Origin of the sequence: Halobacteriovorax sp. HFRX-2_2 (assembly GCF_043196705.1) — a bacterium.
Taxonomy (GTDB): domain Bacteria; phylum Bdellovibrionota; class Bacteriovoracia; order Bacteriovoracales; family Bacteriovoracaceae; genus Halobacteriovorax_A.
The window spans coordinates 505,581-520,064 of record NZ_JBEBMT010000001.1 but is presented as its reverse complement, the minus strand read 5'-3'; the positions used below and the strand labels follow the sequence as shown (position 1 = coordinate 520,064).

Genomic DNA, 14,484 nt, shown 5'->3' with positions numbered 1-14,484 from the left:
TGCTATCATTTATTTGGGTAGCAAGCTCTCTAGTGGGAGCAAGTATAATGGCACGACAATGGTTAGGAGCAACCTCTATCTTATTCTTAATAAACTTTTCAATAATAGGTAGAGAAAAGGCAGCAGTTTTCCCGGTACCAGTTTGCGCGATACCAAGAAGATCAGCCCCCTCCAGTAATGGTGGTATCGACTTTTCTTGAATTGGTGTAGCTTCAATGTAGCCAAGACCAGTTAGGGCCTCAAGTGTTGAGCGAGATAAATTTAGAGTCTTGAAACAAGTCATTTACTTTGAAATTGCACGACTATTTGAAGACGGCGAAACCTCAACTTCATCAACAACATGCCCGTTCTCATAGAAGTACCTAAGAACACCTGTTTCTTTTGTTGAAGGCCTAAAGACACGGCCATCACTTGTCGTACATGCAGACTCAGTAGCATTAGGTTCACAAAAGACCTCATGCTTGATTGATGTTGTCATATTACCAAATTCTTTTTGAATTTCCTTACATTGAGAATTCTTAGTTGGGACAAGCTTTCCGGCCTTATAATTAAAATCACATTTATTTGAAAAATTCACGCCTTTAAGAGATTGCGTAACTGATTGAACCTTTCCTTCTTTATTATATTTAAATTTCGTTGTAACTTTTCCAGCATTCTCTTCTAGTAGATAATCTCCACTCTTCCAATTTGCAATTCTAAATGAATACTCAGGGTGAACCTTCCCTGAGTCGGCCACACAACTAAATGTAGTAGTCTTATTCTTCCCATTCACTTCCGTTAGTTTATAAAGGTAACCATCCGGACACTTTTGAGAGTACTTGTAGTGGTCAACTTCATTTCGAGCAAATATGGAAGTAGCTAAGAATAAAAGAACGCTTATTTTTTTCATAAGTCATGTATCGGTTCAGTTTTTAAATTACTTTAGCAAAACACTCAAGCAAACACATAAGCGACTAATATTATTATGAAATTATATTTTATGTAACAATTTTAGCCTCCTCAACGAAGACCTAACAAACTTAACAAGAGGAAGTAAAATGAAACAAATATTATTCTTATCAATATTTATTATCACGTCCTGTACGAGTACTAATCCAGTATCAGATCTCTTTGGTACTAGCCTAAATTCCATCAAATACTTTGGGGAACAAAGGCCTAAGGAAGAAGTCATCACACTGGGACAAAAGTTATTCTATGACACGAGATTAAGTAGAGATGGAACCGTAAGTTGTTCCAGATGTCACCTACCACAACTTCACTTCTCAGATGGCCTGAAAAAGTCGAAGGGTACTAAAGATCGTTCTGCACCTCGTAATGCGCAAACCCTCATCAATACAGCAGGACAAATTTCACAGCACTGGGATGGAAATCGAAAAGATGTCGAAGAACAAGCAATTAAGTCATTCTTTATCAAAGTACCTTTTAACCTTGATAATGAAGAGCACCTAAAAGAGAAACTCGTTAGCAATAATTATGCACAGGACTTCTCTAAGGCATTTGCTATAAATATCAAAAAGGAGGATGCTAAGAAGCTTGCCCAACTAAGTGCCCAAGCAATTGGTGCCTTTGAGCGCACACTTGTAGGACCCTCTCGCTTTGATGATTATCTTGATGGCGATGTACAGCGCCTAACAACAAAAGAAGCAAGAGGCCTGAAGAAGTTTGTGGAATACGGCTGTATTGGTTGTCATAGTGGCCAATTAATTGGTGGTGAAATGTATCAAAAATTTGGTGTTGTCGAAGACCCTTACCAATACACAAAATCTATTAAAAGAGATCTTGGACGCTATAATTTCACAAAGAATGAAGATGATAAAGAATACTTCAAGGTTCCACCTCTTCGTAATGTGACTAAAACGGCCCCTTACTTTCATGATGGAAGTGTGGCCAGCTTAGATCAAGCGATCAATATCATGGGAAAGGTTCAGCTTGGGATAGAAATTGAAAAACAAGATCGTGAGGACATCATGGCCTTTCTTTCAACGCTAGAAACAAAAGAAGAAGTTATGAGAGAGCTAACAAAAATACCTAGCTTACCTTAGACTAAGCTCTCCAATTTGGATTTAACTTACTTGTTAGGACATGGTCTTGCCACTTACCTGCTATCATTAAGTAGTTTTTGGCAATTCCATGTTCTTCAAAGCCTAGGGCCTTTAATACATTTCCACTGCGTAAATTCTGTGGAATATAATTGGCCTCCACACGGTGAAAATTAAGTTCATTAAATAGATAATCAAGACCAACAGAGAGGGCCTCTCTCATATAACCGTAACCTTGAAACTTTTCACCTAATTTGTAACCAACACGACAATTTTGAAAAGGTCCCCTTTCAAGAGTTGTAAAGTTAACCATACCGATGAGGTGGTTGCTATCCTTTAAGAATAGATTAAAACGAACAGAAGTCTCATTTTCAAACTCCTCTTTTGCGGCCTTGCCCTTATTCGCCCAATAATCTAATGTGTAGAAGTCATCAGGCTTCTTAGGATCCCAAGGGGCCAAGTGCTCTTCATTTTCTCTATAGAATTCGAGTGTCGCAACCTCATCCCCAGCTTTAGGGATGGCCAAAATAAGACGTTGAGTTTCAATTTTCATGAACAAAATATATTAAAAAGTAAAAGTTATGACAATGATGAGCTAAACTTTCTTAAGCCTTGTTTTTACCAATCTTACTTTGAGAAAATTCTTATTAATCATTAACCTAAGTGAATGACGGAATTATATAAAGAATTTCAAGATCGTTTTATCGCTCAAAACACAGGCTTTTCGAAAGAAGTTATCGATGCCTACTATAGTGTTCCACGCCATATGTTCGTCCCTTACCTCAGAGACTATCCTGATAAGTGGATCACCATAACAGATGAAAATCTTGAAGAATATCTTTCCATACTTTATGCTGATCATCCCCTTGCCATCTTTGGAGATGAACAGGTCATATCAACGATTTCACAGCCTTCGTTTGTCTTAACAATACTCGACTTTCTAGAACTCAAGCCAGGGCACAAAGTTTTTGAACTTGGCTCAGGTAGTGGATGGAATGCGGCCTTAATGGGCCATATTATTGGAAAGGATGGCCGAGTTATCAGTATTGAAATTATTCCCGAACTCGTAGACAGGGCCAACGCCTGCTTAGACAGACTTCATATAAAGAATGTGAAAATTATGCAAGGTGATGCCACAGAGGGATATATCGAGGATGCACCTTATGACAGGGCAATCTTTACAGCAGGTGCTTATGATCTTCCTGCCGTTTTTCATAAGCAACTTGGAGATGGAGGCGTTCTAATCTTTGTCCTCAAGGGCGATCTAAATTCTGATATTTTATATGTGTTGAAAAAAAATGATGAAGAAGGCTGCTTTATCTCAACTAAGGCCGTGGCCTGTAGCTTTGTTCCTGTGACGACGACAACAAAGCATAAAGTCTCTGATTTTAATCATCCAATGGCACTAACTAATACATTAAGAATTTATCCGAATAATAAGGAGATTGATATTTCCTGTCGCCATATGATGAAACAGAATGAATCAACATTTGTATGGTTGTGAGATAATGACCTTCGTTCCATTTCCAAGTTCAGAAACAAAGCGAACATGTAGCCCGAGCTCACGACAAACTTTACGAATGATGAATAGGCCAAGTCCTCTTCCCTTCTCACCATGTGTTCCAACCGTACTCTTAAAGATCTTATCTTCATTTCGATTGATTTCATTCACTAAACTTGCCTCAATCCCAACACCGTGATCTTTACAAGAAAGGTAGAATTCACTACCAGTTACTTCTAGCTTAAATTTAACTTCTGAGTTTTCAGGAGAAAATTTAATCGCATTTTGAAGGATATTTCCTAAGACACTATCTTTTAGTGCTTCTTTATTTGTCCTTATCGAAAATTGCGTATCAACATTTGAATCGAGAACTAATTTAATATTCTTCTCTGATGCCTGATCCTGATATTCAAAAATCAGCTCTTCCAGCATTTCCTTAATCGAAACATCAGACATATTAAATGAGTTTGAATTGTCATCGACAACATTTCTCGTATTTTCAATGATCGCCTTTACTGACTTATAATAGATATCCAATTTCTGATTGGCCTTTTCTACTTCTCCGCGAGAGATAAGCCTTTTCACATGCTCAACAATAAGCATCTTATTTGCGATATCATGGCTAATAATGCGATTGGCAAGTAAGACTTCTTTATGGGCCTCACGAATCTTTTTTTCGGCCATCTCTAGCTCAAGATTTGCTCTTTCCAATTCGTTATTATGCTGAAGGTTTTCAATAATAAGATTCTTATAATATTTATCGAGTTTAAATAGTCTTAAAATAAATATCTGAATAGTAGCAAAAATAGACGGTGCGCTTGAATACTCATCAACGTGGTATATCAAGACATTCTCATTTTGAGTAATCTCCACATCCCAAGACATGGACTCAGAAACCATTCTTGGTAGGGCCAAGAAGACAATACGATACATATCAACAAAGACTGGAAAAATATCTTCAGGTCGATCAAAGGTAAGCTTAATATCAAAAGAAGTTTTCCCTGTTTCAACCAGCTCTATCTTCACAGCATCTGTATAGAATGTTTTAAACGAATACTTTAAAATGAAGTCACCTACAAAACGAAAGCTAATCATTCTTGAAAGAATATCAAGGACTCGTTTAACGTACTTATTTGTTAGGCCGTGTTTAGTCATTCCTTCATAGAACTTATCGTATTTGTCATTAAGAGATTCCGTAATGAGGCGGTAATCATTCCATGTCATATACTTTTTTTCATCACTAATAAGAGAATAGTCATAACCTAGGCTTTCAAAGAAAGACCTTGGGTCATCATTATTTTCAACGATGTAATTAATGTATGCATGGACTGCTTTATTACTAATATTCAAATTTTCCTCAATATAGAGAACGATATTACCCCATAAGACTTATTTAATCTAGAGGACATAGAGAAACTTATCTCAAGGAATCCTTAATACTCAACACTTACATAGCAATGTAAGATTTAGAAGAATTTAACCAAAATTAAATCTATGAATTTGTTTTGCTGATAATATGTATTTAGTGTTAGTTCTTGTTTGAGAATGACCACTCTGCGTACAGCACATCGTTGCGTGTGCGGCATAACAAAAAAGCCCTTTTCACTGATTAGGGCTTTTTTATTTCTTATCTCTTAGTTTACAGCTTAAACCAATTATCCTTGCAGCTTACTAGTTGATCATTTCTTAGTAAGCAACTTGTGAATCTCTCTTCACCATATGCGCCGACATAGAAATCAACTTCTGTGTACTCGCCATTTTCTTTTACCTGATCAAGAACAACGTAACCTTCAAAGCGTAGAGCATTTTCTAGAATATCAATTAGCTGCTTGTCTGAAGCAGCAAACGAGAATGATGACGATAAAAATAGTACAGATAATAAAAGTGATTTCATAAATGCTCCCCTAATTTGTTATGAGTCCTATTGCTACGTCGAAAACAATACTTTGGCCATGGCCTTGTACAACTTATCCATTAGCTTATTCCAATAGATTCAATCGATAGATAGAAAATACCCTTAGTGAACATTGATCAACCCTAGTGCTACAATAATAAATTCAACAACATACAATCAAAAAGGATATTGATGTTAAAAAAAGTATCAGCATTCACATTTCTACTCTTAATACTCACTTCACTGCTTACCTCGTGTGAGCCTGGTGGAGATGATGGACCCAAGGCCAATGGTGGTAATTATGGCTGGGGTGCAAGTGGCCTTAGTATTGAGAAAGTTAAAAGTAAAATGAATATGGTTCCAGCTATTTCAGCAAAGCCGAGCTCGACTGATGGTGGAATATATATTTCTAGAACACAACACTATGAAGAACCTGCATGTCATGGAAGGCCAGCTTTCTGGTCAGATCATTTTGAGATCGCAGCAGATAGCGATAGTGTTCCACGAAGTATTCTACAAAAGATTGTAGCAATGGCGGAAGTTAACCTTGAGATGTTTGCTGGCCATCTCAACTTAAATAACACAGATCTAATTACTGTTGCCTATGGTGGAAGGATTGGTATTTGTGTCTTAAATAGAACGTCTTCCCATGGATCAGGTCATGGATCGGCACTTGTCGTTAGTGCCTATAATAGTAACGCTGATAACGGATTTAGCTATGAGTACACTCTCCATAAGCATGAACTTATGCATATTTTAGACTCGCAATTTAATCATAATGAACATGGCTTTAATGTTACACCAGGTTGGTGGGTAGAAGGTTTAGCAGAGTTGTCATCAGGTGCTCCAATTCTGAGTGCTAAACAGTGGGCAAGCTATCACAGTAAGTATGCACCATCTCGCAATATTGTGGCCGACGGCCAGGCCGAGTCAGGAAGTTACAATGCCTACCCTTTATATACGACAATCGTGGCCTACCTCCAGTCACAAGGTTTAGGGACAAGTGGCTTTAAACTATTTATGCAAACAGATCGTTGGCATGGCCTTGATACAATCGATACAGCACCATGTCCTTCTGATCGAGTCTTTACTGGTGCCTGTGTTGCTCCTGCCAATGTGATGAATAATTTTGAATATCAATTCAATGATATCTTAAATAGCTCAACCTCCCCCCTCTCGAGCTATGGTGAATTTGAAACAAGTTATTACAACCTTGTTTTAAATTGGCTACAGAATAGATAACATACACTAGGCCCTTATTTAAGGGCCTTTTTATTTCATGACATGCTGTTTAGCTTACCTTAAAATCTGATCATGAACTTGGCCCTATTTGATTTTGATGGAACAATAACCTTCAAAGATACATTCACAGAATTTATCTATTACTCAGTAAGTAAAAAGAAGTTACGACTTGGAAAGTTTCTACTTTCTCCATTTGTTATTGCCTACAAATTAAAACTTCTATCAGGGCCTACAATGCGCGCCCTCATCGTCAAGTATGCCTATACAAGACAGCATGCTTCTAAACTTGAAGAGCTGGGCCTTAGCTTTTCTAAGTCATTTCTTCCAAAAGTCATTAGAACGAACGCACAAGAAGAAATTGAGCGACATCGAAAGCTTGGCAGTAAGATTGTCATCGTTTCGGCATCTTTAGATCTCTACCTTGCTCCATGGTGTGAGGAAAATGGGTTTGAACTTATCTGCTCATCCCTAGAAACGAGAGCAGGCATCTGCACAGGAAGCTACCACAACGGTGATTGTACTGGTCATATGAAGGCCAAGAGAGTCAAAGAGAAGTATGACCTCTCAAGCTTTGATAAGATCTATGCCTATGGTGACACAATTGAAGATCAGCAGCTTCTGGAACTGGCCGATGAGGCCTATATGTGTTGGCAAAGAGTTTAAGATTCTAGGTCAATAATTAATACATAGCTTTATTTATAGACTGTACTTTCCTTGGTTTTATCAACTATATTAAACAAAATAAATTACACCTAGGAATCATTATGATCAAAAAAGAATTTATCATCTTTGCACTAATCTCTTTAACTTTTGCGGCCAATGCTTCAGAGAATGAGCTATGTAAGAAAATTGGTAAGAAGTATCCTCAAGATGCTTCACTTTGTAAGAGGGTCATAAAAAATGGTGGCCCACTAGATGCCAACGTTATTCCTGTTTGTTCTGAAATTGCAAATTTTTCAATTTTCTATGCAATGACTTGTGTACGAAAAGCTGTAGGAAAAAGCTTTCCAAAGAATGCTGCTCAAAACTGCATTGAGATCGCTAAAAAAGTAAAAGAGAATTCAGTGAATGCGGTTGCTTGTGTTGAGGTTTCTGTAAATAACGAATTTGATGATAATATCTTAGCAACTTGTGATGAGGTGGCCAAGTACTCGACGTTCAATGGTTATCAATGCCTAAGTTATGCCGCAAACTCTCTCTTTAGTAAGCCTGCTGCTAAGTTTTGTACAGCAATAGCAAAAGCAACTAAAGATTTTGCGACTTATACTTTTAACTGTCTCGAATTAACGGCAGATAAGAATATCAGTGAAGATGAATTGGCCCCGTGTTACGAAGAATTATTAAAAGACGAAGAATTTGGCCCATATAAAGCAAAGGAATGTCTTTTACAGTTTTAGTAAATTGATTGCTCAGAATATGTTGTGAAAAGCTCTAGTGCTTCAATTCCCGCTAAAGAGTTTCCTGTATCATCTAAGCAAGGTGACCAAGTTGAAATAGACATTTCATTTGGGATCACACCAACGATACCACCACCAACTCCTGACTTTGCCGGGATCCCAACTCGGTAAGCAAAGTCCCCTACAGAGTTATAGAGTCCGCATGTCATCATAATGGCATTCATCCTCTTGTTCTGGCTCTTCGTTAATATCTTCTTTCCATTCCAAGGGTTTTGTCCATTTGAACTAAAGAGTCTAAAAGACCTCGCCAAGTCAACGCATGACATTTCGATGGAACAAATTGTTGTATAAACATCAATAACTTTTGAAACTTCATTATTGATATTGCCAAAACTTTTCATGAAGTATGTCAGGGCGTAGTTTCGATTGGCACACTCTAATTCAGAGGCCCTTACTGAATCATTAATAAAAATATTTTCGTTACCACTTAGCTCGCGAACAAATTTTAAAACCTCATTAACTGGATCATCATAGAGATCAATCAGTGTATCCACGACAACAATGGCACCGGCATTAATAAATGGATTGCGAGGAATTCCCCCTTCATTTTCAAGGAGCACAAGTGAATCGAAGCGGTTTCCAGAAGGCTCAAGGCCCACACGAGACCAAAGCTTTGAGTCGAGCTTCTGATAGGCCAGAACTAATGAAAAGACTTTAGAGATTGATTGAATTGAGAATGATTTTTGCGCATTACCGATAATATACTCATGCCCATCATTAGTACAAATGGACATACCAAATTGATTAGGCTCAACCTTACTCAGTTCAGGTATATAGTCAGCGACATTACCCTTGCCAATAATTGGTAGGATTTCAGCGTAAATCCTTTCTAAAATCTGTGTATAATTCTCTTCCATGGGAATAATATAGCTTTAAACTTCTACTTTTTTAATTCTATTTTTGATTTTAATGAAACTCTTACCTACTACTTTTTGACGGCAGAGAAGTCTGGCATTTTATGATTCCACTTTTTATAGATTTTTTCGAGATCTTTAGTCTTAAGAAGTGTGGCCATATTCTTATCAAAGATCTTAATAAGCTCTTGCGACTTCTTGGTGCGAGAGAATCTCACATAGAGAAATTTTGTAATTACTGGCTTTATTTCATAATCTTTAAGGTCTATTTTAAATTCCTTTAATTTAGGCTTAAGAGTATTATTAGAATCGATAAAGAATTTGATGCGATCCTTTTCTAGAAGTTTTAAGCCTTGATTAGTATCTTGAAGCTCTCTCCAATCTAATTTCGTTTTTATATATTCATGGTAATTATAGCCACGAACCCAATAGACCTCTTTTCCCTTGAGACTCTCCACTCCCTGCCAGTCTTTTAAAGAATTCTTTTTATAGATCACCAGTGTGTATTCAACATCGATTGGATAATTTGGATAGATTGACTCTGGGTCACTATTATAAGCACCAAGCATCGCATCTTTGTGATTTTCATTCACATACTTAACGGCCCTTGGCCATGGAACAAAGGTATAATTAACTTTGATATTTGAAAGAGAGTAAGCTTTTTTTACCAGTTCAAAATAAAGCCCTGATCCGTCTTTATTCGTAAAACCATCCCATTTAGGAGTCGAGATTTCGATAGTCTTGATTTCACTTGCAAAGCTTGCATTCAGCAAAGCAACGTGAAAAAGAATAAGCGTGAAAAGGTGTTTTATTTTTAGCATAACACCTAAAAGGCTATATTAACCAAATAGTATTGACAAGAAGGTACACGCCACCTTTTCGTGATATCAGTGTGTTAGACTAGTTTAAAGGCCGGCCAGTTTTAAAAACTTTTCGATCTTCTTTAACTTGGCCTTATCTTCACTAATTCTATCTTTAATAATGGCCTTCTTCTTCTCAAGATTATTTTTGAAATTTTCACAAGGCCTTCCCCTTTTAATAAAAGAGTCCATTCCACGTTTAATCTCACTTAGAGTAAACCCCAATTCCTTTGCACTAGAGATAAAACGAATCTCTTGCAAGTTCGCCTTGGTATAGATCTTGTATCCATTAACATCTCTTTGCGGCGAAGATATTAATGAGATCTTCTCATAATATCGAATCGTATCTCTTGTTAAACCGCTAATATTCTCAAGTTCAGAAATATTCATATTTTCCCTTTACTGTGGAGTTACTCCATACCCTATTATAAATTCAAAGGAGCTAATATGTTAATAACTCAAGTACGAAATGCAACAATTTTAATTAGTTACAAAGAAAATCTAATTTTAGTCGACCCAATGCTTGCCAATAAAGGCATGCTACCGCGCCTACGCTATATAGGCTCAAACGTACGAAACCCTACTGTTGAGCTTCCAGAAACATTTCATCAGCAAAAGGGACAGATCACACATGCTTTAATTACTCATTGTCAGAAGGGTCATTTTGATCACCTTGATAGTGCCGGTAGGAAATTTCTAAGAAGAAAGAATATCGCTACTTTTGCGACTCAAAAAGATGCAAAATACTTAGAGTCAAAAGGAATCAAGTCATGGCCTCTTGAGAAGGAAGATAAATTCTTTGATGGTTCAATTCGCCAAATTCCGGCCCAACACGTAAGAGGCTTTCTCTATCCTTTCCTTGAACACGGAGTTGGATATTTTATCAAATTACCAAATCAACCTTCACTCTACCTTATGGGAGATACTGTTCTTACACCGCGAATTATCGAGTTTATCAAAAAAGAACAACCAGACTATATCGTGGCACCAACAGGTATTGCCCAATTTGATATTGGCTCTCCACTACTTCTTCCTAAAAAAGACATAAAGAAATTAATCGAGATAAGCACAGGAACAATTATTGCCAACCACATGGATGCCCTTGATCATTGCCGATTATCACGAAGAGAATTAAAGGAATTACTAGGTAATGAAGCAAGTAAGAGATTTATCATTCCTGAAGATGGAGAGAGTATCAAACTAAATTAGGGGGCGCGATGCCCCCTACTTCTTTATCAGTTCAATGACTTTTAAAGTTGCCTCTTTGGCCGAGGCAGGATTTTGTCCTGTAACCAATCTTTCATCGACGATAACATTTTCACTCCATGCCTTACCATAAATGTGTTTTCCACCTCTTTGAGCAAGCTTTTCTTCTAATAAGAAAGGAATGATATCAAGCTGCTCAATCAATGCCTCTTCTTCTCTTGTGAAAGCAGCGAACTTCTTCCCATCAATAAGATACTTTCCATTTGATAATTTTATATCTGAAAGCGCGGCCGTTCCATGACAAATTGCAGAGACAACTCCCCCCATTTCATAGAGCTCCTTTGAGATGCGATTTACATCTTTATTATTGGCGAAGTCCCACATTGCTCCTGACCCACCACTATAAATGACGGCAGCATAATCTTTTGGATTAATCTTTGCTAGTGGAATTGTGCGAATAACCTTGGCCATAAGATTCGCATCTTTTAAGAAGCGATCATTATAGCTATCCTTTTCGGCAAAACTATTCATATCAATCGGTGCACTTCCACCTTGTGGACTGGCGATATCAACTTTAATACCGGCCTTGATTAATTCATAATAAGGGTGTGTTAATTCCGGTAACCAAAAACCAGTCTTCTTGCCAGTGTTTCCTAATTTATCATGGCTTGTGACAACAATTAGGACTTTTTGATTTGTTTTGGCCTGAATGTTAGTCCCTAGACCTAGAGTAAGTAGTAAAGCTGAAATTTTAAATAACATACGCATATTTTCTCCTTCATCGTTTGTTGATTATGGAGTTAATATAGCGTGGGTATTTTTTGATTTCCTTTACATAGGTTGAAAAGTTGATTTTTTTTAAGAACGAATATCCTTAACTTCCCATAACTCACCTTTCTGGCGCATTTCTTCGTTACGTTCAGGATGCTCAGGGTAGTAGATCTTGTCATTCTTAGGCGCACACTCCCCTGCACAGAGATAGTAGATGAAGTCGTTAGATTTATTGATAAGAGTGTGGGCAACACCTGAGCCGGCCTTAAAATCAATGCCAGTAAATGGTTTAACAACAGATTCCTGGCCATCTAAGTAGACATGAGGCTCACCTTCAAGAACAAAGACAAATTCCTCTTCCACAGAGTGGGCATGAGGCCATGACGTCCTCTTCCCCACAGGAATTCTTTCAAGCCAAATTGCGATATTCTTCATTCCAAATTTTCGGCTTAAGCAAACACCATTTGAGAACGTTTCAGTATCTCCTGGATAAGAAAAGCTATCATTCGTTAGGTTATCAAATCCATTATAGACCTCAATAGAGTCATCTCTTAAGCTCTCATCAAATGGGCCAGGTAATCCATCATGTCCCCCTAGAATTTGCTTGGGCATATCGTCCCACCACTTATCACCGCACTCTACTTTCAGGCTTGGATCGAGGTGAAAATAGTATTGGTTATCGGGCCTAGTTCGATCCCCTGAAACAAATAGCTCACAAGGAGACTCATAATTATTGATAAAGCAGTGACCGACACCTGTCCCCGCAGGAAATCCGATGCAGTCACCTTTATTCATTTTTTTTATCTTCCCATTTAACCAAAGATCAATTTCGCCAGAGATCACATAGATAAATTCTTCTTCTAAGCTTTCAGCATGAGGCTCAGATGTTCGATACCCCGGTGGAATTTTAAAGTAATGTGCCGCAACTCTTTTTAATCCAAAGTGCTTTGACATATTTGCATTTGTTCCACCAACCTTTAAATCTTCATTAAAGTGGTCATCATTGATCTCTCTAATATCAACAAAGTGGCCTACATCTTTTAAATCTCTTTCCAAATTTATTTCCTAGTCAAACTAATCTCTCTTAGTATAACCGAAACTTAAATTTTTAGAAATTAATGCAAGAAAACTTTTGTTCAGCAGTCGCCATTATACTTGGTGATTGGAAGTCAATACGATGATGAAACTTAACGTCTTCATGTAGCCAAAAGTTCTCGCCCCCACAAATATCAACGATAGAATTTAGCGCCATTTCAAATGCATCAAGCTCAGCATGCTTACCTGCTAGTATATTAGCGACTCGTGAATGAGTGTGAAAGTACAGGGCCTTCCCCTTAGCTATGAAAATATCTTGTGCAAAAGTATTTAATGATAAGACCGCACAGGCCATGATAATGATAGATTTCATTCTTCCCTCCATTTTGTTGATCTAATAATGATCAAAACTTATAGATAAGAAAAATAAGTATTAAGTGGTTATGTAATAAGATTATCTTATACCTAACTATCTCTCAAAATAGATGCAGTATCTTAGATTCCCAGTGAAGTTTCGATACTTAGACACGAGATACTCATCAGCTCCTCTATAAACTGTTTTCTTTCCATCGTTGTGAGAGATACTAAGATCTGAATCAAGATTAAGCTCATTAAATGAATCCTCATACTTGTCTAGAAGTTCAAATCTAGTCATCGAATCAAGATAATTCTCATAATTAGAAACTACTGTTAAGAGCTCATATGATTTATTTTTTTTGATATAGAGAATGCTACCTAATTTCTCATTAACTGAATCTGGCTGATAACAGCGGCCATTCCAAACTCTGCCTTGAATCTCATCAAGTATTTGTGGACTGCTCAGGGAGCTTCCCTCTTTGAACATATTGCGAACCTTATTGAAGTCCATTGCCGCACTTGCATTTAAAATTGTCGCTATAGCAATTAAGAAGAATGCCTTATTCATATGTAAATCCTTAAAAATTGTATTTTAAGTTACTTAACATATTATTTCGTATCGTCTCTTTTTTTTATTGCCCGTTTGCAGATTTTTCATGCTTTAGGCATTCCAAATGCATCTCTTCCTTAAGCTCAGTGATTGTTTGATGGATATCATCTAAGCGAGGATACAGTCCAGTATTCTTGGAAAGAGAATATTGACCACCATTTGTAAACACAAGGGCATCACCTGGGCCAGGCGCAACGCTAGTTAGTTCCTGAAATAATGAATTCTTAAATTCTTCGACCTTTTCCTTACTACAGTCTTCAATTGATATTACTCCATTTTTTTGATGGGTAATAAAATATATCTTATCTTTAAAGAATGTTAATTTCCCTTCTTCACGACTAGTTTTAAAAGCGTATTCAAAAGCTAGTGTATTTGTGCAAAGAAATAAAAAAGTTAAAAGTATTTTCATATTATTGCCTTAGTATCTGCTATTTTCTTGTTTTTCGTTTTGTAAAGTTTCTGGCTGTTTTACAGGAGCCGGCTTGGGCGCAAGCGTATCAACTTGTCCAGGAAAGCCTCCACCAACAAAGCCAGAAGGGCCTATTCCACCAGGGTTGAATTCTTTATCATCAATTCCTGCATTGCTTAGAATCAGGTCACAGCTAAAATCATTCAATTTCATATTCTTGTATTCATCTGTAAGTTTTGTACAAAGGAA

General features: G+C 37.2%; 20 protein-coding genes. 6 read left to right on the top strand and 14 right to left on the bottom strand.

What is annotated here, in order from left to right:
• Together ABMA79_RS02495 and ABMA79_RS02490 are read right to left on the bottom strand one after the other, a co-directional pair.
• The coding region (locus ABMA79_RS02495; RefSeq protein WP_393090012.1) for a DEAD/DEAH box helicase at positions 1–283 on the bottom strand (283 nt) is incomplete at its 3' end.
• Complete coding sequence (locus ABMA79_RS02490) at positions 284–889, bottom strand: hypothetical protein (RefSeq protein ID WP_392911624.1); 606 nt, start codon at positions 887–889, stop codon at positions 284–286. It abuts the gene before it with no gap.
• Between the two features lie 148 nt (positions 890–1,037).
• Between ABMA79_RS02490 and ABMA79_RS02485 the strand changes: the two genes are divergently transcribed.
• Positions 1,038–2,042 carry a cytochrome-c peroxidase gene (locus tag ABMA79_RS02485; protein ID WP_393090009.1) on the top strand — a complete coding sequence of 335 codons (1,005 nt, stop codon included), beginning with the start codon at positions 1,038–1,040 and terminating at the stop codon, positions 2,040–2,042.
• Position 2,043: 1 nt separating this feature from the next.
• On the opposite strand, the gene ABMA79_RS02480 is transcribed toward ABMA79_RS02485, so the two are convergent.
• Positions 2,044–2,592: a GNAT family N-acetyltransferase gene (locus ABMA79_RS02480; RefSeq protein ID WP_393090006.1), complete on the bottom strand. Its 549-nt coding sequence runs from the start codon at positions 2,590–2,592 to the stop codon at positions 2,044–2,046.
• Positions 2,593–2,706: 114 nt separating this feature from the next.
• On the opposite strand from ABMA79_RS02480, the gene ABMA79_RS02475 reads away from it, so the two are divergent.
• Positions 2,707–3,543 (top strand): protein-L-isoaspartate O-methyltransferase, encoded by an 837-nt coding sequence (locus tag ABMA79_RS02475; RefSeq protein ID WP_393090004.1) that lies wholly within the window; start codon positions 2,707–2,709, stop codon positions 3,541–3,543.
• Here the strand turns inward: ABMA79_RS02475 and ABMA79_RS02470 are convergent.
• The gene (locus tag ABMA79_RS02470; RefSeq protein ID WP_393090001.1) at positions 3,523–4,890 is read right to left on the bottom strand and encodes an ATP-binding protein; all 1,368 of its coding nucleotides are present in this window, start codon (positions 4,888–4,890) and stop codon (positions 3,523–3,525) included. The genes ABMA79_RS02475 and ABMA79_RS02470 overlap by 21 nt on opposite strands.
• A gap of 289 nt (positions 4,891–5,179) precedes the next feature.
• Positions 5,180–5,434: a hypothetical protein gene (locus ABMA79_RS02465; RefSeq protein ID WP_392856676.1), complete on the bottom strand. Its 255-nt coding sequence runs from the start codon at positions 5,432–5,434 to the stop codon at positions 5,180–5,182.
• 192 nt (positions 5,435–5,626) lie between these two features.
• Between ABMA79_RS02465 and ABMA79_RS02460 the strand changes: the two genes are divergently transcribed.
• From ABMA79_RS02460 to ABMA79_RS02450, 3 genes are all read left to right on the top strand, one after another.
• Positions 5,627–6,676 carry a hypothetical protein gene (locus tag ABMA79_RS02460; RefSeq protein WP_393089998.1) on the top strand — a complete coding sequence of 350 codons (1,050 nt, stop codon included), beginning with the start codon at positions 5,627–5,629 and terminating at the stop codon, positions 6,674–6,676.
• A 72-nt stretch (positions 6,677–6,748) separates the two neighbouring features.
• Positions 6,749–7,339 (top strand): HAD family hydrolase, encoded by a 591-nt coding sequence (locus ABMA79_RS02455; protein ID WP_393089995.1) that lies wholly within the window; start codon positions 6,749–6,751, stop codon positions 7,337–7,339.
• Positions 7,340–7,440: 101 nt separating this feature from the next.
• Positions 7,441–8,073: a hypothetical protein gene (locus tag ABMA79_RS02450; RefSeq protein WP_393089993.1), complete on the top strand. Its 633-nt coding sequence runs from the start codon at positions 7,441–7,443 to the stop codon at positions 8,071–8,073.
• Here ABMA79_RS02450 and ABMA79_RS02445 read toward each other — a convergent pair.
• The 3 genes from ABMA79_RS02445 to ABMA79_RS02435 all read right to left on the bottom strand — a co-directional run bounded on the left by ABMA79_RS02445 (position 8,070) and on the right by ABMA79_RS02435 (position 10,237).
• The gene (locus ABMA79_RS02445; protein ID WP_392911607.1) at positions 8,070–8,990 is read right to left on the bottom strand and encodes a glutaminase; all 921 of its coding nucleotides are present in this window, start codon (positions 8,988–8,990) and stop codon (positions 8,070–8,072) included. The genes ABMA79_RS02450 and ABMA79_RS02445 overlap by 4 nt on opposite strands.
• A gap of 68 nt (positions 8,991–9,058) precedes the next feature.
• Entirely contained in the window at positions 9,059–9,808 is a 750-nt protein-coding gene (locus ABMA79_RS02440) for a substrate-binding periplasmic protein (RefSeq protein WP_393089990.1), read from the bottom strand.
• 84 nt (positions 9,809–9,892) lie between these two features.
• Positions 9,893–10,237, bottom strand: coding sequence for a MerR family transcriptional regulator (locus tag ABMA79_RS02435; protein ID WP_393089987.1), 345 nt, complete (start codon positions 10,235–10,237; stop codon positions 9,893–9,895).
• A gap of 57 nt (positions 10,238–10,294) precedes the next feature.
• Here ABMA79_RS02435 and ABMA79_RS02430 point away from each other — a divergent pair, with 57 nt between their 5' ends.
• Positions 10,295–11,056: an MBL fold metallo-hydrolase gene (locus tag ABMA79_RS02430; protein WP_393089984.1), complete on the top strand. Its 762-nt coding sequence runs from the start codon at positions 10,295–10,297 to the stop codon at positions 11,054–11,056.
• 15 nt (positions 11,057–11,071) lie between these two features.
• Here ABMA79_RS02430 and ABMA79_RS02425 read toward each other — a convergent pair whose 3' ends face one another.
• From ABMA79_RS02425 to ABMA79_RS02400, 6 genes are all read right to left on the bottom strand, one after another.
• Positions 11,072–11,821: a type 1 glutamine amidotransferase domain-containing protein gene (locus ABMA79_RS02425; RefSeq protein ID WP_393089981.1), complete on the bottom strand. Its 750-nt coding sequence runs from the start codon at positions 11,819–11,821 to the stop codon at positions 11,072–11,074.
• A gap of 90 nt (positions 11,822–11,911) precedes the next feature.
• Positions 11,912–12,880 (bottom strand): cupin domain-containing protein, encoded by a 969-nt coding sequence (locus ABMA79_RS02420; RefSeq protein ID WP_393089978.1) that lies wholly within the window; start codon positions 12,878–12,880, stop codon positions 11,912–11,914.
• 52 nt (positions 12,881–12,932) lie between these two features.
• Positions 12,933–13,232 carry a hypothetical protein gene (locus tag ABMA79_RS02415; protein ID WP_393089975.1) on the bottom strand — a complete coding sequence of 100 codons (300 nt, stop codon included), beginning with the start codon at positions 13,230–13,232 and terminating at the stop codon, positions 12,933–12,935.
• A 96-nt stretch (positions 13,233–13,328) separates the two neighbouring features.
• Entirely contained in the window at positions 13,329–13,784 is a 456-nt protein-coding gene (locus ABMA79_RS02410) for a hypothetical protein (RefSeq protein ID WP_393089972.1), read from the bottom strand.
• Positions 13,785–13,848: 64 nt separating this feature from the next.
• The gene (locus tag ABMA79_RS02405) at positions 13,849–14,235 is read right to left on the bottom strand and encodes a hypothetical protein (protein ID WP_393089969.1); all 387 of its coding nucleotides are present in this window, start codon (positions 14,233–14,235) and stop codon (positions 13,849–13,851) included.
• A gap of 9 nt (positions 14,236–14,244) precedes the next feature.
• Positions 14,245–14,484 (bottom strand): hypothetical protein (locus tag ABMA79_RS02400; protein WP_393089966.1); only part of this gene is annotated, 240 nt, incomplete at its 5' end.